Raw genomic sequence first — 18,918 nt, 5'->3', positions numbered from 1 at the left:
TCCCTGGCTCGGCCGCCACCCCTGCCCGGCTAATCCTGCTCGCGCAGCTTTGTAAACGCTTCGTCGATCCGTTCGACGCCAATCACCGTCAGTCCTTCGATCGGCTGCTTCGGCGCATTCGACTTCGGGATCAGCGCCAGCGAGAACCCGAGCTTTGCCGCTTCGCGCAGGCGCTCCTGGCCTCGCGGCGCCGGCCGGATCTCGCCTGCCAGGCCCACCTCGCCAAACACCACCAGGCCGCGCGGCAACGGCCGGTTGCGCATCGATGAATGAATCGCCAGCAGTACCGCGAGGTCGGCTGCGGGCTCGGTGATCTTCACCCCGCCCACCGCATTGATGAACACATCCTGGTCAAACGCGGCGATGGCCGCGTGGCGGTGCAGCACGGCCAGCAGCATCGCGAGCCGGTTCTGTTCCAGTCCGACCGACAGCCGGCGGGCATTCGGCACATGCGAGGTGTCGACCAGCGCCTGGATCTCCACGAGCAGCGGCCGGGTGCCCTCCTGTGTCACCATCACGCAGGAGCCCGGCACCTGGTTGTCGTGCTGCGACAGGAACAGCGCCGAGGGATTGGACACGCCCTTCAGGCCCTTCTCCGTCATGGCGAACACGCCCAGTTCGTTGACCGCACCGAACCGGTTCTTGAATGCGCGCACCAGCCGGAAGCTGGAGTGGGTGTCACCCTCGAAATACAGCACCGTGTCGACAATATGCTCCAGCACGCGCGGGCCGGCGAGCGCGCCTTCCTTTGTCACATGGCCCACCATGATGATGGTGATGCCAGACTGCTTCGCAACGCGCGTGAGCTGGGCGGCGCACTCCCTCACCTGGGCGACGGAGCCGGGCGCCGAGGTCAGCGCATCGGAGTAGATGGTCTGGATCGAGTCGATCACCGCCACCTGCGGCTTGTGCTCGGCCAGCGTGGCCAGGATCTTCTCGAGCTGGATTTCCGCCTGCAGCTGCAACTCCTTCGCGTCGATCGCGAGGCGCTTGGCACGCAACGCGATCTGCGCGCCGGACTCCTCGCCGCTGACGTACAGCGTCTTCTTGATGCGCGAGATATTGGCCAGTGCCTGCAGCAGCAAAGTGGATTTGCCGATGCCGGGGTCGCCGCCGATCAGGACGACGCCGCCCGCCACCAGGCCGCCGCCGAGGACCCGGTCGAATTCGTCGATGCCGGTACCGAAGCGCGGCACGTCGATCGCCTCGATGTCGGCCAGGCTCAGCACCGGCGACGACTGGGCCAGCCCCTGGTGCTGCCCCGAGTAGCGGTTGCCGGCACTCTCGACGACCGTCTCGACCAGGGTATTCCACTGACCGCAGGACGGACACTGCCCGGCCCACTTGCTGCTGACGCCCCCGCACTCGGTGCAGGTGTAGTTGGTTTTCTGCTTTGCCATGGAGTGCGGTCCCCGTTCAGTCCTCGATGACGCGCACGCGCGGCGCGACCGCGCACATCAACTCGTAGCCGATGGTGCCGGCTGCGTTCGCCACCTCGTCGATCGGCAGCGCGCGCCCCCACAACTCGACCCTGCTTCCCACGCGCGCGCCCGGTACATTCGTCAGGTCCACCGTGATCATGTCCATCGACACCCGGCCAGCGATGACGGTTCTCACGCCGTCGACCAGAACCGGCGTGCCGGCGGGCGCATGACGCGGATAGCCGTCCGCATACCCGCAGGCGAGGACGCCGACCGTCATCGGCGCCGGTGCAATGTAGCGGCTGCCGTAGCCGATGGCTTCGCCGGCGCCGATGCGCTGCACGCCGATGATCTCGCTTTCCAGCGTCATGGCGGGCTGCAGGCCGAATTCCGCCGCGCTCCTGCCCCCGGGCGTCGCCCCGTAGAGCATGATCCCCGGGCGCACCCAATCGGAACGCAGGTCGCGGCAGCCGAGCACCGCCGCAGAGTTCGACAGCGACCACTCGCCCGGCAGCCCTTCTGCGCCGGCACGAAATCGCGCCAATTGTTCCCGCAGCGGCAGGCCCGCGTTCAGCACTTCGTCCGCATTGGCGAAATGGGTCATCAGCGCAATATTGCCGACCGCGGGCAGCGCCCGCACCTTTTCCCATACGACGCGAAATTCCGCTGGCATGAAACCGAGCCGATTCATCCCGGTATTCATCTTCAGGTGCACGTCGATCGCCGCCCCCGGCCCGGCGCTCTCGAGCATCCTCACCTGCTCCTCCGTGTGCACCGCTGTCTGTATCCGGTGGTGTGACAGCAGCCGCACGTCGGCCGCATCGAAGAACCCTTCCAGCAGCAGGATGGGTTTTTGCCAACCCAGCTCGCGCAGCCGCACGGCGCCTTCGGGCTCGATCAGCGCGAGGCCGTCGGCGGCGGCGAATGCGCGCATCGCGCGTTCCAGTCCGTGGCCGTAGGCATTGGCCTTGATCACCGCCCAGATTTTCGATTCGGGCATGGACTTGCGTGCAACCGACAGGTTATGCCGCAGTGCAGACAGGTGGATGGTGGCGGTAAGGGGTCTCGGCATGAAGAGGCTTTTGAGGTTGGCAATTGTGAAGCAAATCAAGCATTTATTTTACCGGAGAGCGCCGCGCGAGCGCCGAGGAAAACCTCTGTGGCCCGAAGGATTCATGGTATAAAGCAAGCCGGAAACGGATGAGTCGAACACGTACACCTGAATATGCGGATGAATCGCGGTTTTTATACCATCATGGCAGCGCAGTTTTTTTCGTCGCTCGCCGATAACGCGCTACTCATCGCGGCCATCGCTCTGTTGTCAACAATGAATTCGCCGGCGTGGATGACGCCGATGCTGAAGTTGTTCTTCGTGCTTTCCTATGTCCTGCTCGCGGCATTCGTCGGCGCATTCGCCGACTCGCTGCCGAAGGGCCGCGTGATGTTCATCACGAACCTGATCAAGATCGGCGGCTGCGCGATGATGTTCGCAGGATTGCATCCATTGCTCGCATATGCCGTAGTCGGCTTCGGCGCCGCTGCCTATTCCCCCGCGAAGTACGGCATTCTCACCGAACTGCTGCCGCCGGAGAAGCTGGTGGCCGCCAATGGCTGGATCGAAGGCCTGACTGTCACCTCCATCATCCTGGGCACGGTGATGGGAGGCGCGCTGGTCAATTCGCGTGTCTCGAGCGCCTTGCTCGGTTTCGATTTCCCCTTGCTGGATCTTGGCATCGATACCGCGGCCGAAGCGGCGCTGACGGTGATCACCTTCACTTACCTGCTGGCTGCCGCATTCAATCTGCGCATCCCCGACACCGGCGCCCGCTACCCGCACCAGGAACGCAATCCCTTCCGCCTCGTGGCGGACTTTGCCAACTGCTTCAACCTGCTCTGGAAGGACAAGCTGGGGCAGATCTCCCTGGCGGTCACCACGCTGTTCTGGGGGGCCGGCGCGACGTTGCAGTTCATCGTCCTCAAGTGGGCAGAGAAGTCGCTCGGCATGCCGCTCGACAAGGCCGCGATCCTGCAGGGCATTTTCGCGGTCGGCGTGGCCGTGGGCGCGACGGCGGCGGCCCGCTTCGTTCCGCTGAAGAAGGCACTCACCGTGATGCCGCTCGGCGTCGCCATGGGCGTCATCGTGATGACCATGACGCTGGTGCACAGCGTATGGGTCGCCTATCCGCTGCTGGTACTGATCGGCGCACTCGCCGGATATTTCGTCGTGCCGATGAATGCGCTGCTGCAGCATCGTGGCCACGTCCTGATGAGCGCCGGCCATTCGATCGCCGTGCAGAATTTCAACGAAAACCTGTCGGTGCTGACGATGCTCATGCTGTACGCGCTGATGGTGAAGCTCAATCTCGACATCAATGTTGTCATCGTGCTGTTTGGCTTGTTCGTGGCCGGCATGATGTTCCTGACGATGCGGCGGCACGATGCCAACCAGCGCCGCTTCGACTCCCTCTCGCTGATCGGCGAACACAAGCACTGACGACGCGCGCGTCTGCTGAAGCCGGGCTCAGCTGGCGGCGTCCATCGATCGTCTTGCTGCCGCCTGCTCGCGCCAGTCGTCGGGCACGATGAAGCCGCGGTCAAACTCCAGCAGCTCGTCGCCCTCGCGGCGCAGCAGTGCAACCAGCACCGGCGCAGATGCAGAGGCGAAGTGGCGGGATAGCGCGCACGCCAGCGCCACCGGTTCCATCGTCCCGGCTTCGCCCGCGACTGCCCGCGCAGGCGCCAGCCACTGTAATCGCGGCAACACTGCAAAGGCGTCAGCCGCCAGCCCCCCGAGCTCGCCCTGCGGACGCCAGAAGCCGCGGCAATGCGAAATGCCGATGCCCTCCGGGGTGGCCGGGGTGCGCTCCCGGTAGAACAGCCAGCCCTTCACCAGCGCCTGCGCCTTGTGCACCGGCAGCGTCAGCTGCGCGCAGGCTGCCGGATGCTGCGACAGCGACAGCTGCTGATCCATGATCTTGCGCACTTTCGCGCCGAGCGTATCGGCCAGTCCGGGACCGACGAAGTAGTCCGCATGCTGCCCGTGCCCGCTCGACTCGAGAAGGTAGAGCTTGGTCGCAAACTCCCAGTGCACCAGTCCGTCCCCTTCCCGCAGCAGGAAATCGAATTCGCCGATGGTCTCGCCGCGCTCGGCACGAACCTGCACCCCATGGGCGTGAAGATCGCCGCGGCGGCTGAGGTACCAGGCAAGCAGCTTCTCGGCGTAGCGTCCCAGCCGTGTAAGCGGTTGCAGCGCGAGGTAGGTGTGCAGGTCCGCCGGATTCCTGTCGAGCGCCTCGAGCCAGTCGCGGGTTTGCTGGTCGCACGGCGGCAGGCTTGCCACCCGCCCCTTCCAGCGCGGCGCGTCGGCGTCCAGCAGATCGGGCGCGTCGAGCAGCCACGCCAGTGTGCGCACGTGCGGATCCTGCAGGTGCTTCCAGCGCTGGTGAAAGCCGGCCTGGTAGCTGAAGTCGCGCGCCTGCTCAGTCGGCGGCGGCATAGGTGGCCGTCGCCAGGCACAGATCCTCCCATGCCTTCTTCTTTTCCGCAGGGCTGCGCAGCAGGTAGGCCGGGTGATAGGTCACCACCAGCGGCCTGCCGGCAAATTCATGCACCTTGCCGCGCAACCGCGACACCGGCGTGTCCGGATCGAGCCCGAGCAGCGACAGTGCGGCGGTCTTGCCGAGGGCGACGAGGATGGTCGGCTGGATCAGCGCAATCTGGCGCTCAAGGTAAGGCATGCAGGCCGCCGCTTCTTCCGCGGTCGGCGGCCGGTCGCGACCGCTCTCGTCGACCGCCCGGCATTTCACGATATTGGCGATAAACGCGTTCTCGTCGCGCCGCAGCCCGACGGCCGCCAGCATGTTGTCGAGCAGCCTGCCAGCCTGGCCGATGAAGGGTTCGCCCTGCAGATCCTCGTTGCGCCCCGGTCCCTCGCCGATGAACAGCCACCGCGCCTTTGCGTCGCCGACGCCGAAAACCGTACGGGTACGTCCATGACAGAGGCCGCACTTGACGCATCCGGCGACGCTGGCCTGCAGCTGCGCCCAGTCCATCCGGGCCACCTCCTGCGCCGGCGGCGCATCGAAGCCAGGCGCCACGGGCAAGCCGTCATCGACTGTTGCGGCTTCCAGCGCGCCAGCGGAAGGCGCCGGGTGGACGGCGCCAGGGTTATCACGGCGCTGCCAGAGGGGGCCCAGTCCCATCTCCTGCAGGAAGACGGCGTTCCGGTCGCTCATAGCGGCAGCCTCATGACGATGGCATCTTCGCGGCTGCCGTTGGCTGCCGGGTAGTAGGCCTTGCGGTGCCCGATCCTGGAGAATCCGTACCGGGTATAGATGGCCTGCGCACGCGGGTTGGACGGCCGGACCTCGAGCAGCACCGACGCCATTCCCTTGTCGCGCGCGATGGCCGCCACCCGGTCCAGCTGCAGGCGTCCGATGCCGAGCCCGTGCAGATCGCGCCGCACGCTGATGTTCAGCAGGTGCGCCTCGTCCACCGCGAGCATCAGCAGAAAATAGCCGACCAGCTCGCCCGCATCCGACCGCAGGGTCCAGCATTCGTAACCGGAATACAGGGAATCCAGGAAATTCCCGCGCGTCCAGGGCTGGGGGTAGACGTCGTTCTCGATCGTCAGCACCTCGCCGAGATCATCCACCCGCATCGGGGTGAGATGCAGCGAGGTCAAGGCCGGCGAACTCGCCGTGGCCCGATACACGGCGCTCATGCCGCCGCCCTTGCCTGGCGCTCGGCCGTGGTCAGCGCGACCTTGTTGCGCAGGTAGACCGGCTGGGCGTCGCGCGGATCGACAATGCGCCCCGCGGAAAAGTCGCCGGCTGCCAGCACGGCAATCTCGGCCGCATGCGGAACGATGTCCGGCTTGCCCCCCTCCGCAAACGGCCGGCCGGCGAATGCGGCCGCATAGGCAGAGAGGCCGTTGCCGCAGGCAGTCACCGCCCCCTCCGCGCGTATGGCTGCGGCGGCGGACAGCGCGGGCGCCGATACCGTATGCCAGCCGTCCTCGAACCGGTACTGCGCCCAGTAGACCTCGTCCATACGCGCATCCAGCACGACCAGTACATCGGTCGCGCCATGTCGTCGGCGACAGGCTTCCGCCATTGCCTGCAGAGTGACGACAGGGACGACTGGCAGCGCCGCACCGAAGGCGAGACCCTGAGCAACGCCGCATGCGGTGCGTACGCCGGTGAAGGAACCGGGCCCGGCGCCGAATGCGATCGCGTCGCAATCGGCCATACCGATGCCGGCTTCGGCGAGCACGGCCTGGACCATGGGCAGGACCGACTGGGAATGCGTCTGCACCCCGCTCGCCTCACGCGTCACCAGCCGGCCATCCCGGGATAAGGCGACCGAGGCAAGCTCGGAAGATGTTTCAATCGCAAGTATCGTAGGCATGGCGGTATTTTACCGCGCCGTACAGGCTAAAGATTGGCGCACGGCTGCCGTAAACAGGGGATCTGATCGGAGGGAATCCATGGATGTGACCAATATTGCGCAGCTCGCAACAACCATTGCCGAGACCAACACCCGGGCCACGGTAGCCCTCACGGTCCAGAAGATGGCGATGGACGCCCAGGCCAGCAGCGCCACGGCCCTGCTCGATGCCCTGCCGCCGGTGACCCGCCCGAACCTGCCAGGTCACCTCGGCCAGAACATCGACACCACTGCCTGACCCGCCGCGGGCGCGGGCGAGAAGCTTCCCTTACAATAGCAATCCCCGAGCAATCCCCGCCGTTCTTCTGGGTTTCATGGCCGCCAACGGAATCACCCTCGACAGCAGCAATTACACGCAGCTGGCCGCATGGCTGGAGCAGGATGACTGGGTCATCGCCTGCCTGTGCGCAGCCTGGTGCGACACCTGCCGCAGCTATCGCGACGGCTTTGACCGCCTCGCCGCGCGCCACCCTGACAAGCGCTTCGTCTGGATCGATATCGAGGACCAGGCGGACTTCATCGGCGACATCGACGTCGAGAACTTCCCTACCCTGCTGATCCAGCGCCGCGACGTCGTCGCCTTTTTCGGGACGGTGCTGCCGGATGCCGGCGTGGCTGACCGCCTGCTTTCCGCGCAGGCGGAAAGGGATCCCGCCGAGCTCCTGGCCGAGGCAAGCTCCTCGACCGAACGCCAGGACTGGCAGCGCGAGTGCAACCTGCTCGCGCGCCTCGCCCGCTGAACAAGCAGGGATCTGCCTCGCCGCCGTCCGTTCGGCATCCACCGCGCGTTCGCAAATATCATTCTGCGCATCCTGTGGCATCCTGTGCAGCCTCGGAACCCCTGCCTGCGCCACATGACCCAAAGTTTTTTCCAGTCTTTCGTCATCCTCCTGCTGGTGACCGACCCGTTCGGCAACGTGCCATTGTTCGCCAGCGCGCTTTCCCATGTCCCGGTCGAACGGCGCGGGATGGTGATCGTGCGCGAGTGCGCGATCGCCTTCCTGCTGCTGCTGCTGTTCATGTTCTTCGGACGGCATTTCCTGGCGGCCCTGCAACTGACGGACATCGCCCTGCGCATAGGCGGCGGCGTGATCCTGTTCCTGATTGCGCTGCGCATGGTCTTTCCGCAGCCCGGGGGCGTATTCGGCGGCGACGGCGAAGTCCAGGGAGAGCCCTTCATCGTGCCACTGGCGATCCCAGCGCTGGCCGGGCCGTCCGCACTGGTGACCGTGCTGCTGTTCTCATCCGAAAGCGCACCGGAGACGATGCTCAACATCGGCGTGCTGTCGGCAGTCGCCCTGGTCTGGCTGGTGGTGCTGCTCGGTGCCGCGCGCATGCAGCGCGCGCTCGGGCCGCGCGTCATGACCGCCTTCGAGCGGCTGATGGGGCTGATCCTGACCGCAATGGCCGTGGAAATGCTGCTCGCCGGGATACGCGCCTACGTCCGGTCGTTGTAGGCGGCTGCCGCGGTCAAAGGGTCTTGATGAAGTAAAACACCGTCAGCAGGGCACCGACGGCAATGATGAAGCGCCGCAGCCAGACAGCCGGGATGCGGCGGGCGACCGAGGCGCCCCAGTATCCGCCCAACGTGGCGGTCAGCAGCATCACCGCGGTGTAGGGCCAGTCGACTGCACCCGCGATCACGAAGGTGAGGACCGTCACGCTGTAGATCACTGCCGAGAGGAGGTTCTTGATGGCGTTGATCTCGTGCACGTCGTCATGCCCTGCCATGGCCAGGCTGGCGAGCATCAGGATACCCATGCCGGCACCGAAGAAGCCGCCATAGACCGAGACCACCGCGTGCCCGGCCAGGGCCCCGGGGCTGTTGCCGGGCTTGGCCTTGTTCCCCCGCCGCAGCAGCGCCGAAATGCGCCCGGAAAACGCAAACAGCACGGTGGCGAACAGCAGCAGCCAGGGAATCAGCACCGAGAACTTGGCATCCGACGTCGCCAGCAGCAGCAGGCCGCCGCATACCCCGCCGACCAGCGAGACGAAACCCATGGGGATCAGGTACCGCTTGTAGCGCGCCAATTCCTGGCGATAGGCCCAGGCGCCGGACAGGCTCGCCGGCCAGAGGGCCACCGAATTGCTCGCATTGGCGACGACCGGCGGAACGCCCACGGCGAGCAGTGCCGGAAAGGACAGGAAGGTTCCGCCGCCCGCCACCGAATTCATCGCACCTGCACAGAATGCCGCAGTGCCGACGAGTGCGATTTGCCACCAGATCATTTGTTCTCCTTGAGATGCTTCTTCACGAAATCCAGCACGGCTGTCATGTCGGCGCCGGTGGCATCCGGCGTGACGCCGAGTTCTTCCAAAGGTGCGCCGGTCCGGTTCACCCAATAGGTGGTGTAGCCGAACCACGCGGCGCCGCAGGCATCCCAGCAGTTGCTCGATACAAACAGGATACTTCTTGGAGTTAGCCCGAACACGTCGGGGGCAAGCTGGTAGGCCTCGGGCGCGGTCTTGTACTTCTTCACGACATCCACCGACAGGACGTGGCTGAAAATGCCGTCCATGCCGGCAGCGGCGACCGCGGAGTCGAGCATCTGCGGATTGCCGTTAGACAGGATGGCCAGCTTCAGTCCCTGCTGCTTCAGCTTGCGCAGCACACCCAGGTTTTCCGGGAATGCCTGCAGCTTCGCGTACTGTCCCATCAGCGCATTTTGCGCATCGAGGGTGAGATCGAGACCTAGCTTGCGGCAGGCGAAGACAAGCGCATCCTGTGTCACTTCCCAAAACGGCTTGTAGGTGGCGCAGAGCGTGCGCAACCGCGTGTACTCGATCTGCTTGTCGCGCCACAGGTCCGCCAATGCGGCGCCGCGGCCCGGGAAACACTTCTCCGCGAGCGTGCCGATCGAATAGACGTCGAACAGCGTCCCGTAAGCGTCGAAAACGATGGCGTGGATGGTCATGGTGTGGGGTACTGAGGATGGCTGAGTATATTAGAGATGTTTTCTTTTAAAACCATACGTACGATCATTTGATTATTGCGTTTTAGTATCAAATGCTCTAAGTTCGGCGGATGGATCAGTTCAAGCAAATCTCGACTTTTGTCGAAGTGGCCGCGCGCGGCAGCCTCTCGGCGGCGGCGCGCGCCGAGGGCATCGCACCAGCGATGATAGGTCGCCGTCTGGACGCGCTCGAAGAGCGCCTCGGCGTCAAGCTGCTCCAGCGCAGTACCCGAAAGATTGCGCTGACCGACGAGGGCCTTGCGTTCCTCGAGGATTGCCAGCGCATACTTGCCGATCTCGAGGATGCGGAAAGCGCCGTCTCGGAGCGCAGCGCCAGGGCAAGCGGGCATCTGCTGATTTCCGCCCCGGCGGGTTTCGGCCGCCAGCACGTCGCCCCCCTGATTCCTTCCTTTCTTGCCCAGCATCGCGATGTCGCCGTGACACTCAACTTGAACGACCGTGTGGTCGACCTGATCGGCGAAGGCGTCGATGTGGCGATTCGCATCGCCGCCCTTTCCGATTCCAGCCTGATCGGCGTCAAGCTCGCGGACAACAAGCGGGTGGTGGTGGCATCGCCCGCCTATCTCAAGCGCAACGGCAGGCCGAAGGCACTCGACGATCTATCGCGGCACAACTGCCTCGCGATCAGCAGCGAGGGCAGTCAGCGGGGTTGGACCTTCCGCCAGAACGGCAAGAACGTCACGCTGAAAGTGGCGGGCAACATGGTGTGCAACGACGGCGCCGTGCTGCATGAATGGGCGCTGGCAGGCGAAGGCCTTGCCTGGCGGTCGATGTGGGAAGTCGCAACCGCGATCGAGGCAGGCGCGCTGGTTACGGTGCTCGACGAGTATGCTGCACCGGGTAACGACATCTATGCGGTTTTCGCGCAGCGCCGGCACCTGCCGCTGCGGATTCGGTCCTTCGTCGATTTCCTGCGCACCGCCTATGCGCAGCCCGACTACTGGCGGAAGGGCTAAACCCGAACGTTGGCTGTCCACTTCCCCGCGTGGCGTGCGACGCGCAAAGAGGACGGACAAAAAAAATCCCCGGCATGCCGGGGATTTTTTCGATCAGGGCTACCTGTCAGCAGCTTACAGCGGCTGGATAGCGGAAGCCTGCTTGCCCTTCGGGCCGGTCGTGACCTCGAAGGAAACACGCTGGTTTTCCTTCAGCGACTTGAAGCCGCTCGACTGGATTGCGGAGAAGTGCGCGAACAGATCTTCGCCGCCCTCGTCCGGAGTGATGAAACCGAAGCCCTTAGCGTCGTTGAACCATTTGACAGTACCTGTTGCCATGACATTTCCTTTGATTTGTTTGATTTGAGCTCGCGCCCACAGAACCCTTGAAGCTAGAAAGAAATGACAGACGAATACTGCACTACTAGTTCAAACTTCAAACGGTGGCCGAATTGTACCGTATGTGGAAAACCCGGAGTGAATTTAATTTTCATTTCATGTAGGGGTAATCGACTGCGTCAAACAAGAATGCTTTGCAGCATTTTTTCTCTGGCATGGATGCTGCATTGCAGGAGGCGACCGCCTTCCTATCCATGCCCATGACGACCACGCACTCTCCCATTCCGAATACCTCCCGGCCCCGTACCGTCGCCGGAAGCCGCAAGCGTCGCCGCGCCGTGCTGCAGGAACATGAACTTCAGGACACCTTGCAGGAGGCCTTCGGGCTTCGCCGCCTGCGTCCTGGTCAGCGCGAGGTGATCGACAGCGTGCTGCAGCAGCGGCATACGCTGGCAGTCATGCCGACCGGTGCCGGAAAGTCGCTCTGCTATCAATTGCCGGCCCTGAAGATGCCCGGGGTGACGGTCGTGGTATCCCCCCTCATCTCGCTGATGAAGGACCAGGCGGAAAAGCTCGGCGAAGTCGGGATGGACGCCGCCGAGGTCAACAGCACCCTCACCACCCGCGAGGAGGCGGAGGTGCTCGACCGCATCAGCCAGGCCGACCATGAGTTCATCTTCACCACGCCCGAACGCCTGTCCGATCCGGAGTTCCTTGCCACCGTGCGCCTCAACACGGTCAGCCTGTTCGTCATCGACGAGGCGCACTGCATCTCTCATTGGGGGCACGACTTTCGGCCGGCCTACCTGCAACTCGGAGCGATCATTGAAGCACTCGGTCGGCCCACGGTGCTGGCCCTGACGGCGACTGCCACGGAGGACGTCGTCTCGGACATCGGCCGGCAGTTGGGGCTGGATGACATGCATGTCATAAATACCGGCATCTACCGGTCAAATCTTCACTACGAGGTGGTGGCGGCAACCGACGAGTCGGAAAAGATGATGCATGTCGTGCGGCTTGTGCGTGAAAGCGAAGGCCCGGGCATCATTTACACGGCAACGGTGAAGGCGGTGGAGGAGGTGCTGCACGCGCTGCAGGAAGCCGGTGAAAACGTCACCGCGTATCATGGCCAGATGGCGACCCGCATGCGAACGGAAAACCAGGACATGTTCATGTCGGGTGCGTGCAGGATCATGGTCGCGACGAATGCATTCGGCATGGGTATCGACAAGAGCGATATTCGTTTCGTGATTCATTTCCAGATGCCCGCCAATCTCGAATCCTACTACCAGGAGTCCGGGCGCGCGGGACGTGACGGAAGACCTTCCGCCTGCACCCTGCTCTATTTCGCCAAGGATAAGCAGGTCCAGCAGTTTTTCCTGGCACGGCGCTATCCGGGCGCCGACGATATCGCCAGCGTCTACGCCGCATTGCAGGCGCTTGCAGCGGAAGGAGCGCCAGTCCCGCTCGAGCGGCTGCAGGACAAGCTTGAAGATGTGCATGACAACCGGCTCCAGGTTGCGCTCAAGCTCCTCAAGGACGGCGGCCTGGTGCGGCAGGACGAAAACCTCGCTTTTCATCTGGTCCGCGCCAATGCGAAGGCGAAGGAACTGCGGCAGCTGGTGCAGACCTATCGTGACAAGAGCGCCCGCGATCACGATGCGCTGGACCGCATGGTGTTCTACGCGCAGACCGGCTTCTGCCGCTGGAAGGTATTGCTTGAATACTTCGGCGAAGAGGCCGAGTGGTCGCATTGCGGCGTGTGTGACAACTGCCGCCGCCCCCCGGAGCAGGCGCTCAGCCCGGAACATGTGCGGCATCATGCGCCGCCGGTGCAGGTGGAGAAGGGACCGGAGCCGGGCCAGGCGGTGAAGGTGGCGCGCTACGGCGAAGGACGGGTCGTTTCATCGGCCGGGGACAAGGTAACCATCAGCTTCCCCAACAGCGAGACCAAGACCTTCCTGCGCAATTACGTCGAACTCGTCTGAGCCAGGGCAGCCTTGCGCACCCTCTTCGCGTCGAACATCCGCTTGTCCGCGATTTTCAGGAGTGCTTCGATATCCTCGCCGTCGTCCGGGAACATCGCCCAGCCGATGGACACGCCGACGCGGGCAATGCCGTGCTCGAGCGGCACGGGAGCCTCGACCACGGTCCGGATCTTCTCCTCCATCGCCATCACGTCACTTGCCGGCGTCAGGCCCTTGAGGAGGACGACGAACTCGTCACCGCCATAGCGGGCCACGACGTCGGTGACCCGAACGGATTCCTTCAGCCGCGCCGCCACCGTCGCCAGCACCCGGTCGCCGGCGGCATGGCCGTGCTGGTCGTTGACCTTCTTGAAATGATCGAGGTCGATGAACAGCAGCGCAAATTGCGGGCGCTCTCCGTTTTTCTGGTCGAGCTGCCGGCGCAGGAAGGCAATCTGCGCGATCAGCGAGGCGCGGTTGAACACGGCGGTGAGCTTGTCGATCCGCAGGTTGTGCTCCATCTCGCTGAACGACATGGCGAGCTGACCCAACTCGTCGCGCCGCCGCAGGTCGAGCTTCGGCAGCGGTTCGCCTTCGCCGATGCGACGGGCGGCCTCGTTCAGCCGGCGAATGTCCCCGAGCACGCGGTTGATCAGCGACAGGCCGATCGCGATCGCGGCCATCACGCACAGGATGGCGATCAGCATGCCTTGCACGAAGCTGCGCCTGACGCCGCCGGTAAAGTCCGACTTGGGCACGGCCACTACCGTGATCCAGTCGACGCCGTAACGCGCACCCAGCTCCCCGGCCGCAATCTCTATCGGGCCGGACGAGAGCGCCAGCATGTCCTTGGCATCCCCGTCGCGCATCTTCCAGTTGTGAATCCCCGCGTATGCCTGCCTGATCATGGTCGACTGCATGTCGGTGACATGCATGCGCTCCGGCTGTCCGTTCACCATCCGGAACGGCAGCTCCTGCCCGGATGTCGCGACCATGTAGCCGTCGCCGTCGATGACGAAGGCGACGCCATTGTCGCTGACCGAGAGCGTGCGCAGAAATTCGGTCAGCACCTTGAGCGTCACGTCGGTGGCGACGACGCCAGCCAGGGACTGGTCGGCACGGCGCACAGCCTTGGCCAGGGTGATCGTCGGCTCCTTCGAGGTGAAGTCGTTGTATACCGGCGACCAGACCGGGCGCGCCTGGGCGGCAGCAATCGTGTACCAGGGACGTTCGCGCGGATCATAGTCGTCGCGCCGCAGCAGGCTTTGCCGCTGGCCGGGCTGATTGCTTGCATAGACGCTGCGGCGGGCTGCGCCAGGATCACGACGGTAGAGTTCGACCAGGTCCTTGCTCACGCGGTTGACGCCGATGAAGCGGCCATCCGCGCCACCGAAGTAAACATAGTTGTTGATGTCCATGAACAGCCCGCTGGCCACCCAGAAGCGGGACTCGAGGCGGCTCAAGTCGTCGGAAAATGGCTGGGGCTCGGGCAGCGTGGCGGGGTCCGGGTCGATCGAATGCAGTGCCACGAGCGCGCGCGAAAGGTGTTCCTCGGTCGATGCGCTGATGCGCTGCACGGTATCGGCCAGAATACGGCGCGACAAGGTGTCGACCGCCTCCTCGCCTGCCTGGTACGAAACCCATCCGATTGCGGTGGACACGAAGATCACCAGCAGCACATATGGCAGCACAAGCTGCCTGCGCAGTGAGCTTTTGGTCATGTTTGTCCCCAACAAAAAAGGCCCGGAAGGGCCTGTCCCTGCTTGCTTGAATTTTGGAGCAGGATTATATCCTTACCATTGTTTAATTTCCTCGAGACAACATACTAGTATTGAATAAAGCATATCTCGACTTGAGATTTATCAAAGCCATCATCGGCACTTACGACAACGAATTTCCTCCAATTAGTTGTGTACCCCTTGTACTCCAATCAACAACTATATTTTTTTGAGAGGAATCAGCATGAAATATTCAGTATTGCTCGCGGCACTCGTCGCCACATTGACCCTGGGTGCCTGCAACAAGAATGACGCCGGCTCCGGAGCTGGCGGCGAGGGCAGCACCAGTAGCTCTGGCGCTGCCGGCAGCACCGGCGGTACTGCAGGCGGCACCGGAACCGCTGGCAGCACGCCGAGCGCGGGTGGCGCCACCTCCAGCGATTCCGCCGGCACGCCGGGCGGTACGGCCGGAAGCGGCACCACGGGCAGCACCGGCGGCACTGCAAGCGATTCCAGCAGCGGCGCGGCAACCGGCGGTATGCCGGGTGCGGGCGCGACCGGCGGAACGACCGGCGACACCACGGGCGGCGCGGCTGGCGGGACCAGCGGCGCAACGGGCGGCACCGGCGGCGCAACGGGCGGCACCAGCGGCGGCACCAGCGGCAGCACGGGCGGCACCAGCAGCGAGGCTGGCAGCGCAGGAGGCAATACCGGTGCCGGCGCCAGCAGCACGACGCCGCCGGGCAGCGGCAGCACTTCCGGCAGCAGCTCGTCGACTGGCGGCGCTTCCAAGTAACAGCGTCACTCCAGGAAGCCGTGCACCGCTAGCCGGTCACGGCTTCCTGCTTTTCTGCCCCGGCTTCGCGCCGCTCAGGCCTCGTCAAGCGCAACCGCTTCTATCCGCAACTCTCCGCGCAGCATCGGTTTCACCAGGATCTTGTAGGTGTCGACATCGAAGGAGCGCCGTGCCGCGCGCTTGATTGGCCGGGCGCCCGGGACATGATCGATGGAGCCGAGATAGAACCAGTGGTCGACCACATGGGTCTGCTTCCAGCCATCGCACTCCTCCACGATACCCATGGGACCGGACCACGGCCAGACGACGATGCGCAAGTCGTCGAGTGCCGCCCTCAGGCGCCTCTGGTGCTCCTGCACCGGCTCGGCGCCGACACAGGCACCAAGACAGCGCGATACCTGCCTGGCAAAGCAGGCCCGGCCGCGCATGGCATTCTCGAGTCCGGTCAAAGCCGGGCACAGCATGTGAAGGTCGACAATCTCACGCAGTTTTTCCAGTGCCGCCTTGCGCGTCGCGAACAAGCCGTACAGGTTTGCCGTGCGCGCGAAGTCATGCTCTCGTGCGTAAACGATCTCGGGCATCGACTTGAGGCCGGGGGCAAGATGCAGCGTGCACATCTCCCTGGCGCGGCGCAGCTTCTTATTGTGCAGCGGCTGCAGATCCTTGATCAGCCGCGACTCCAGCAGCAAGGCGCCGATGTCGCCTGCAGTACGTCGGAATTCGACATAGCGGCTCTGCTGCAGCATGCGCGCCTCCTCGGGGGTACGCAGGTGTGAAAGCACTCGTGTGCGGATGCTGACGCTCTTGCCAACGTAAAGGGGACGGTCCTGCGCATCGCGGAATATGTAGATGCCCGGCTTGGCAGGCAATGCATCAAGGCTGGCACGATCGATATGGTGCGGATAGGCGAAACTGCTGGCGGGATCGGGCTTGACCAGCAAGCCTACGGAAGTGACACGGGGCTGCATCGAAGGGATTTTTCCTGCTGGGTTCGGGCCATGGCCGCACAGGAAACCGGGCCTTGTGAATGGTCATGGCAAACAGTATGCGATCTTGGAATTTGACTAATCGGGTCTGAGGTTTTACTGTATATTTATACAGTATTGATGACAAGCATCATCAACCAGAATACTAGGAGGCCCGATGCCAGCAATAGTTTCACCGATAGAAAAATCCAACCGGCCCGAGCTTGTCCTTCCCGGTGCAGTATGGCGGGCAGACCAAATGGGGTCTTATCATGCCGCCGTCACACCTACCGGCCATCCTGCGCTCGACCAGGAACTGCCGGATGGCGGCTGGCCCACCGCCACCCTGATCGAACTCCTGGTGCAGCAGGCGGGCATCGGCGAAATCCGTCTGCTGCGACCGGCATTGCGGCACATCGCCACCAGGCGCCGCATCGTCCTGCTGCGCCCGCCCTACCTGCCGCAAATGGCGGCATGGACCGGATGGGGACTGCCCGCCGACAGCCTGTTGTGGATCAAGGCGCCGCGCAGTGCCGATGCACTCTGGAGCGCAGAGCAGATCCTGCGCAACGGCAGTTGCGGCGCACTGATTTTCTGGGAAGCCGAAGTGCGCGCCGAATCGCTGCGCCGCCTGCTGCTTGCCGCGCAGGGTTCCGAAATGGTGTTCTGGATGCTGCGTCCCCTGGCCTGCATCCGCCATGCCTCGCCTTCACCGTTGCGGCTGGCGCTGCGCCCGGCCAGCGGCGGTATCGATATCGAGATCGTCAAGCGGCGCGGGCCGCGCCGCGACACCCCCCTTCACCTGCTGCTGGAAGACTCGCCGGCGGCTCCCGTATCCCCTGTTTCTCCCGGCTCTTCCAATGCGTACCTGGATCAGCGTGCACCTGCCGCTGCTGTCACTCGAAGCAATCCGACCGAACTGGTCTGAACCAGGCAGGCATGTCATCGTCGAGCGTGGACGCGTGGTGGCGGCAAGTATGGCGGCGGTGCAGGCCGGCGTGCGGCCAGGCATGCGTAACGGCAGCGTGCAGGCGATCTGCCCGGATGCGGTCCTCCATGAGCACGACGCCGCGCGCGAGCAGGAGGCGCTGGCCGGCATTGCGCTCGCACTGCTGCAATACACCCCTGAAGTCGCCTTGGCCGGTGCCGGCGGCCTGCTGCTGGATGTCAGCGCCAGCCTGCGTGTATTCGGCGGCAGGCTGGCATTGGCGCGGATGGTGCGCGCCAGCGTGCGCATGCTCGGCTTCACGCCGCAGCTGGGCATGGCGCCCACTGCCCAGGGCGCCTGGCTGCTTGCCCGCCATGCAGGGCGGCGACGGCGCGTGGTACGCATGAAGAGCCTGGCATATCGCCTCGATGCCCTGCCCTGCCTGCTGCTGCCGGCGCTTTTGCCGTATGAGGAATGGCTGGCCGGAATCGGCTGCCGCAGCTTCGGGCAGTTGCGCAAGCTGCCGCGCGCAGGCCTGCAGCGGCGTACCGATGCCGCTGTACTCGAAGCGCTCGACCGCGCTTATGGAGAAGCACCCGAACTGTTCGACTGGGTCCCCGCGCCGAAGCATTTTTCCGCCAGGCTGGAACTGCCCGACCGGATCGAGCATGCGGAAGCGGCACTGTTCGCCGCACGCCGGCTGCTGCTGCAGATGAGCGGCTGGCTGGTCGCGCAGCAGCTCGCGGTATCACGCATCCTGCTGCAACTGGAGCATGAGCGCGGCCGCTGTGCAATCGAGCCCACCCCGGTCGAGATCGCGCTGGCGGCCCCGGTCTGGCGAGAGGATCACCTCATCCGCCTGCTGAAGGAACGCCTGGCGCGCATGGCATTGCGCGCTCCGCTGATCGGACTCCGCCTGGAGGCGCTGCAGGTGACGGAGATGCTGCCACCGACCGACGCGCTGTTTCCCGATCCGGCCAATACGCCGGAGGAATTCCACCGTCTGCTGGAGCTGCTCGTCTCACGCCTCGGCGAACAAAGCGTGCTGATGCCGTCGCTGCGCGCGGACCACCGACCGGAAGTCTCGAACGCATGGGTGCCGGCGGCAGGGCCTTCTCCACGCAGTCGGTGCGCGACGCCGGCATTCGCAGAGAGACCGTTCTGGATGCTGGAACAGCCGATCGAACTGATGGTGCGGGAACACCGGCCGGTTTTCCGGTCGCCGCTCCGGCTGGTCAGGGGACCTGAACGGATTGAATGCGGCTGGTGGGATGGCGCGCTCGTGGTCCGCGACTACTTCATCTACCAGGAGGATTCGTCGACCTGCTACTGGCTGTACCGGGAACGGATCGGGGAAGAGGTGCACTGGTTTTTGCAAGGTTTTTTTGCATGAAAAGATACCCACTATCTTTCTATAACTTCCATC

General features: G+C 64.3%; 20 protein-coding genes. 8 read left to right on the top strand and 12 right to left on the bottom strand.

Going from position 1 to position 18,918, the window contains the following annotated elements; genetic code table 11:
• Positions 1–29 precede the first annotated feature (29 nt).
• Together radA and alr are read right to left on the bottom strand one after the other, a co-directional pair.
• The gene (gene radA, locus VIM12_RS05430; RefSeq protein WP_331940597.1) at positions 30–1,400 is read right to left on the bottom strand and encodes a DNA repair protein RadA; all 1,371 of its coding nucleotides are present in this window, start codon (positions 1,398–1,400) and stop codon (positions 30–32) included.
• 16 nt (positions 1,401–1,416) lie between these two features.
• Positions 1,417–2,493, bottom strand: coding sequence for an alanine racemase (gene alr, locus VIM12_RS05425; RefSeq protein ID WP_331940596.1), 1,077 nt, complete (start codon positions 2,491–2,493; stop codon positions 1,417–1,419).
• 159 nt (positions 2,494–2,652) lie between these two features.
• On the opposite strand from alr, the gene lplT reads away from it, so the two are divergent.
• Positions 2,653–3,915, top strand: coding sequence for a lysophospholipid transporter LplT (gene lplT, locus VIM12_RS05420; protein WP_331940595.1), 1,263 nt, complete (start codon positions 2,653–2,655; stop codon positions 3,913–3,915).
• A gap of 27 nt (positions 3,916–3,942) precedes the next feature.
• Here lplT and VIM12_RS05415 read toward each other — a convergent pair whose 3' ends face one another.
• From VIM12_RS05415 to tsaB, 4 genes are read right to left on the bottom strand one after another with little or no spacing between them, the layout of a single operon-like run.
• The gene (locus VIM12_RS05415; RefSeq protein ID WP_331940594.1) at positions 3,943–4,917 is read right to left on the bottom strand and encodes a DUF1853 family protein; all 975 of its coding nucleotides are present in this window, start codon (positions 4,915–4,917) and stop codon (positions 3,943–3,945) included.
• Positions 4,901–5,656: a uracil-DNA glycosylase gene (locus VIM12_RS05410; protein WP_331940593.1), complete on the bottom strand. Its 756-nt coding sequence runs from the start codon at positions 5,654–5,656 to the stop codon at positions 4,901–4,903. Before VIM12_RS05410 ends, VIM12_RS05415 begins: the two co-directional genes overlap by 17 nt.
• On the bottom strand, positions 5,653–6,144 hold the full coding sequence (gene rimI / locus VIM12_RS05405) for a ribosomal protein S18-alanine N-acetyltransferase (RefSeq protein ID WP_414691753.1): 492 nt from the start codon (positions 6,142–6,144) through the stop codon (positions 5,653–5,655). The genes VIM12_RS05410 and rimI overlap by 4 nt, the downstream gene beginning before the upstream one ends.
• Positions 6,141–6,830 (bottom strand): tRNA (adenosine(37)-N6)-threonylcarbamoyltransferase complex dimerization subunit type 1 TsaB, encoded by a 690-nt coding sequence (gene tsaB / locus VIM12_RS05400; RefSeq protein ID WP_331940592.1) that lies wholly within the window; start codon positions 6,828–6,830, stop codon positions 6,141–6,143. The genes rimI and tsaB overlap by 4 nt, the downstream gene beginning before the upstream one ends.
• Positions 6,831–6,909: 79 nt before the next feature.
• Between tsaB and VIM12_RS05395 the strand changes: the two genes are divergently transcribed.
• The 3 genes from VIM12_RS05395 (at position 6,910) to VIM12_RS05385 (ending at position 8,326) form a co-directional block, all read left to right on the top strand.
• A complete protein-coding gene (locus tag VIM12_RS05395) occupies positions 6,910–7,107 on the top strand; it encodes a YjfB family protein (RefSeq protein ID WP_331940591.1) in 198 nt (65 codons plus the stop codon).
• Positions 7,108–7,183: 76 nt separating this feature from the next.
• Complete coding sequence (locus VIM12_RS05390; RefSeq protein ID WP_331940590.1) at positions 7,184–7,609, top strand: thioredoxin family protein; 426 nt, start codon at positions 7,184–7,186, stop codon at positions 7,607–7,609.
• Between the two features lie 114 nt (positions 7,610–7,723).
• Positions 7,724–8,326 carry a MarC family protein gene (locus VIM12_RS05385; RefSeq protein WP_331940589.1) on the top strand — a complete coding sequence of 201 codons (603 nt, stop codon included), beginning with the start codon at positions 7,724–7,726 and terminating at the stop codon, positions 8,324–8,326.
• A gap of 13 nt (positions 8,327–8,339) precedes the next feature.
• Here the strand turns inward: VIM12_RS05385 and VIM12_RS05380 are convergent, their stop codons facing one another.
• Together VIM12_RS05380 and VIM12_RS05375 are read right to left on the bottom strand one after the other, a co-directional pair.
• Positions 8,340–9,098, bottom strand: coding sequence for a sulfite exporter TauE/SafE family protein (locus VIM12_RS05380; protein WP_331940588.1), 759 nt, complete (start codon positions 9,096–9,098; stop codon positions 8,340–8,342).
• Positions 9,095–9,784, bottom strand: coding sequence for a haloacid dehalogenase type II (locus VIM12_RS05375; RefSeq protein ID WP_331940587.1), 690 nt, complete (start codon positions 9,782–9,784; stop codon positions 9,095–9,097). The genes VIM12_RS05380 and VIM12_RS05375 overlap by 4 nt, the downstream gene beginning before the upstream one ends.
• A 110-nt stretch (positions 9,785–9,894) precedes the next feature.
• On the opposite strand from VIM12_RS05375, the gene VIM12_RS05370 reads away from it, so the two are divergent.
• Complete coding sequence (locus tag VIM12_RS05370) at positions 9,895–10,800, top strand: LysR family transcriptional regulator (protein WP_331940586.1); 906 nt, start codon at positions 9,895–9,897, stop codon at positions 10,798–10,800.
• A gap of 114 nt (positions 10,801–10,914) precedes the next feature.
• On the opposite strand, the gene VIM12_RS05365 is transcribed toward VIM12_RS05370, so the two are convergent.
• Positions 10,915–11,118: a cold-shock protein gene (locus tag VIM12_RS05365; RefSeq protein WP_331940585.1), complete on the bottom strand. Its 204-nt coding sequence runs from the start codon at positions 11,116–11,118 to the stop codon at positions 10,915–10,917.
• A gap of 215 nt (positions 11,119–11,333) precedes the next feature.
• Between VIM12_RS05365 and VIM12_RS05360 the strand changes: the two genes are divergently transcribed.
• Complete coding sequence (locus tag VIM12_RS05360) at positions 11,334–13,106, top strand: RecQ family ATP-dependent DNA helicase (RefSeq protein ID WP_331940584.1); 1,773 nt, start codon at positions 11,334–11,336, stop codon at positions 13,104–13,106.
• Here the strand turns inward: VIM12_RS05360 and VIM12_RS05355 are convergent.
• The 3 genes from VIM12_RS05355 to VIM12_RS05345 all read right to left on the bottom strand — a co-directional run bounded on the left by VIM12_RS05355 (position 13,088) and on the right by VIM12_RS05345 (position 16,567).
• Positions 13,088–14,806: a diguanylate cyclase gene (locus VIM12_RS05355; protein WP_331940583.1), complete on the bottom strand. Its 1,719-nt coding sequence runs from the start codon at positions 14,804–14,806 to the stop codon at positions 13,088–13,090. The genes VIM12_RS05360 and VIM12_RS05355 overlap by 19 nt on opposite strands.
• A 216-nt stretch (positions 14,807–15,022) precedes the next feature.
• Positions 15,023–15,595, bottom strand: coding sequence for a hypothetical protein (locus VIM12_RS05350; protein ID WP_331940582.1), 573 nt, complete (start codon positions 15,593–15,595; stop codon positions 15,023–15,025).
• 78 nt (positions 15,596–15,673) lie between these two features.
• Complete coding sequence (locus VIM12_RS05345; protein WP_331940581.1) at positions 15,674–16,567, bottom strand: endonuclease; 894 nt, start codon at positions 16,565–16,567, stop codon at positions 15,674–15,676.
• 175 nt (positions 16,568–16,742) lie between these two features.
• Between VIM12_RS05345 and imuA the strand changes: the two genes are divergently transcribed.
• Both imuA and VIM12_RS05335 read left to right on the top strand, forming a co-directional pair.
• Positions 16,743–17,492: a translesion DNA synthesis-associated protein ImuA gene (gene imuA, locus VIM12_RS05340; protein WP_331940580.1), complete on the top strand. Its 750-nt coding sequence runs from the start codon at positions 16,743–16,745 to the stop codon at positions 17,490–17,492.
• On the top strand, positions 17,425–18,885 hold the full coding sequence (locus VIM12_RS05335) for a DNA polymerase Y family protein (RefSeq protein WP_331940579.1): 1,461 nt from the start codon (positions 17,425–17,427) through the stop codon (positions 18,883–18,885). The genes imuA and VIM12_RS05335 overlap by 68 nt, the downstream gene beginning before the upstream one ends.
• Positions 18,886–18,918: the final 33 nt, after the last annotated feature.

Origin of the sequence: Noviherbaspirillum sp. (genome assembly GCF_036563305.1) — a bacterium.
Classification (GTDB): domain Bacteria; phylum Pseudomonadota; class Gammaproteobacteria; order Burkholderiales; family Burkholderiaceae_D; genus Noviherbaspirillum.
The sequence above is the reverse complement of the archived record's forward strand: the minus strand, read 5'-3'. Positions and strand labels throughout refer to the sequence as shown.

Excerpts from the sequence above, each read along its gene's own strand:
- radA (WP_331940597.1), bottom strand. The coding sequence starts at position 1,400 with ATGGCAAAGCAGAAAACCAACTACACCTGCACCGAGTGCGGGGGCGTC.
- alr (WP_331940596.1), bottom strand. The coding sequence starts at position 2,493 with ATGCCGAGACCCCTTACCGCCACCATCCACCTGTCTGCACTGCGGCAT.
- lplT (WP_331940595.1), top strand. The coding sequence starts at position 2,653 with ATGAATCGCGGTTTTTATACCATCATGGCAGCGCAGTTTTTTTCGTCG.
- VIM12_RS05415 (WP_331940594.1), bottom strand. The coding sequence starts at position 4,917 with ATGCCGCCGCCGACTGAGCAGGCGCGCGACTTCAGCTACCAGGCCGGC.
- VIM12_RS05410 (WP_331940593.1), bottom strand. The coding sequence starts at position 5,656 with ATGAGCGACCGGAACGCCGTCTTCCTGCAGGAGATGGGACTGGGCCCC.
- rimI (WP_414691753.1), bottom strand. The coding sequence starts at position 6,144 with ATGAGCGCCGTGTATCGGGCCACGGCGAGTTCGCCGGCCTTGACCTCG.
- tsaB (WP_331940592.1), bottom strand. The coding sequence starts at position 6,830 with ATGCCTACGATACTTGCGATTGAAACATCTTCCGAGCTTGCCTCGGTC.
- VIM12_RS05395 (WP_331940591.1), top strand. The coding sequence starts at position 6,910 with ATGGATGTGACCAATATTGCGCAGCTCGCAACAACCATTGCCGAGACC.
- VIM12_RS05390 (WP_331940590.1), top strand. The coding sequence starts at position 7,184 with ATGGCCGCCAACGGAATCACCCTCGACAGCAGCAATTACACGCAGCTG.
- VIM12_RS05385 (WP_331940589.1), top strand. The coding sequence starts at position 7,724 with ATGACCCAAAGTTTTTTCCAGTCTTTCGTCATCCTCCTGCTGGTGACC.
- VIM12_RS05380 (WP_331940588.1), bottom strand. The coding sequence starts at position 9,098 with ATGATCTGGTGGCAAATCGCACTCGTCGGCACTGCGGCATTCTGTGCA.
- VIM12_RS05375 (WP_331940587.1), bottom strand. The coding sequence starts at position 9,784 with ATGACCATCCACGCCATCGTTTTCGACGCTTACGGGACGCTGTTCGAC.
- VIM12_RS05370 (WP_331940586.1), top strand. The coding sequence starts at position 9,895 with ATGGATCAGTTCAAGCAAATCTCGACTTTTGTCGAAGTGGCCGCGCGC.
- VIM12_RS05365 (WP_331940585.1), bottom strand. The coding sequence starts at position 11,118 with ATGGCAACAGGTACTGTCAAATGGTTCAACGACGCTAAGGGCTTCGGT.
- VIM12_RS05360 (WP_331940584.1), top strand. The coding sequence starts at position 11,334 with ATGGATGCTGCATTGCAGGAGGCGACCGCCTTCCTATCCATGCCCATG.
- VIM12_RS05355 (WP_331940583.1), bottom strand. The coding sequence starts at position 14,806 with ATGACCAAAAGCTCACTGCGCAGGCAGCTTGTGCTGCCATATGTGCTG.
- VIM12_RS05345 (WP_331940581.1), bottom strand. The coding sequence starts at position 16,567 with ATGCAGCCCCGTGTCACTTCCGTAGGCTTGCTGGTCAAGCCCGATCCC.
- imuA (WP_331940580.1), top strand. The coding sequence starts at position 16,743 with ATGCCAGCAATAGTTTCACCGATAGAAAAATCCAACCGGCCCGAGCTT.
- VIM12_RS05335 (WP_331940579.1), top strand. The coding sequence starts at position 17,425 with ATGCGTACCTGGATCAGCGTGCACCTGCCGCTGCTGTCACTCGAAGCA.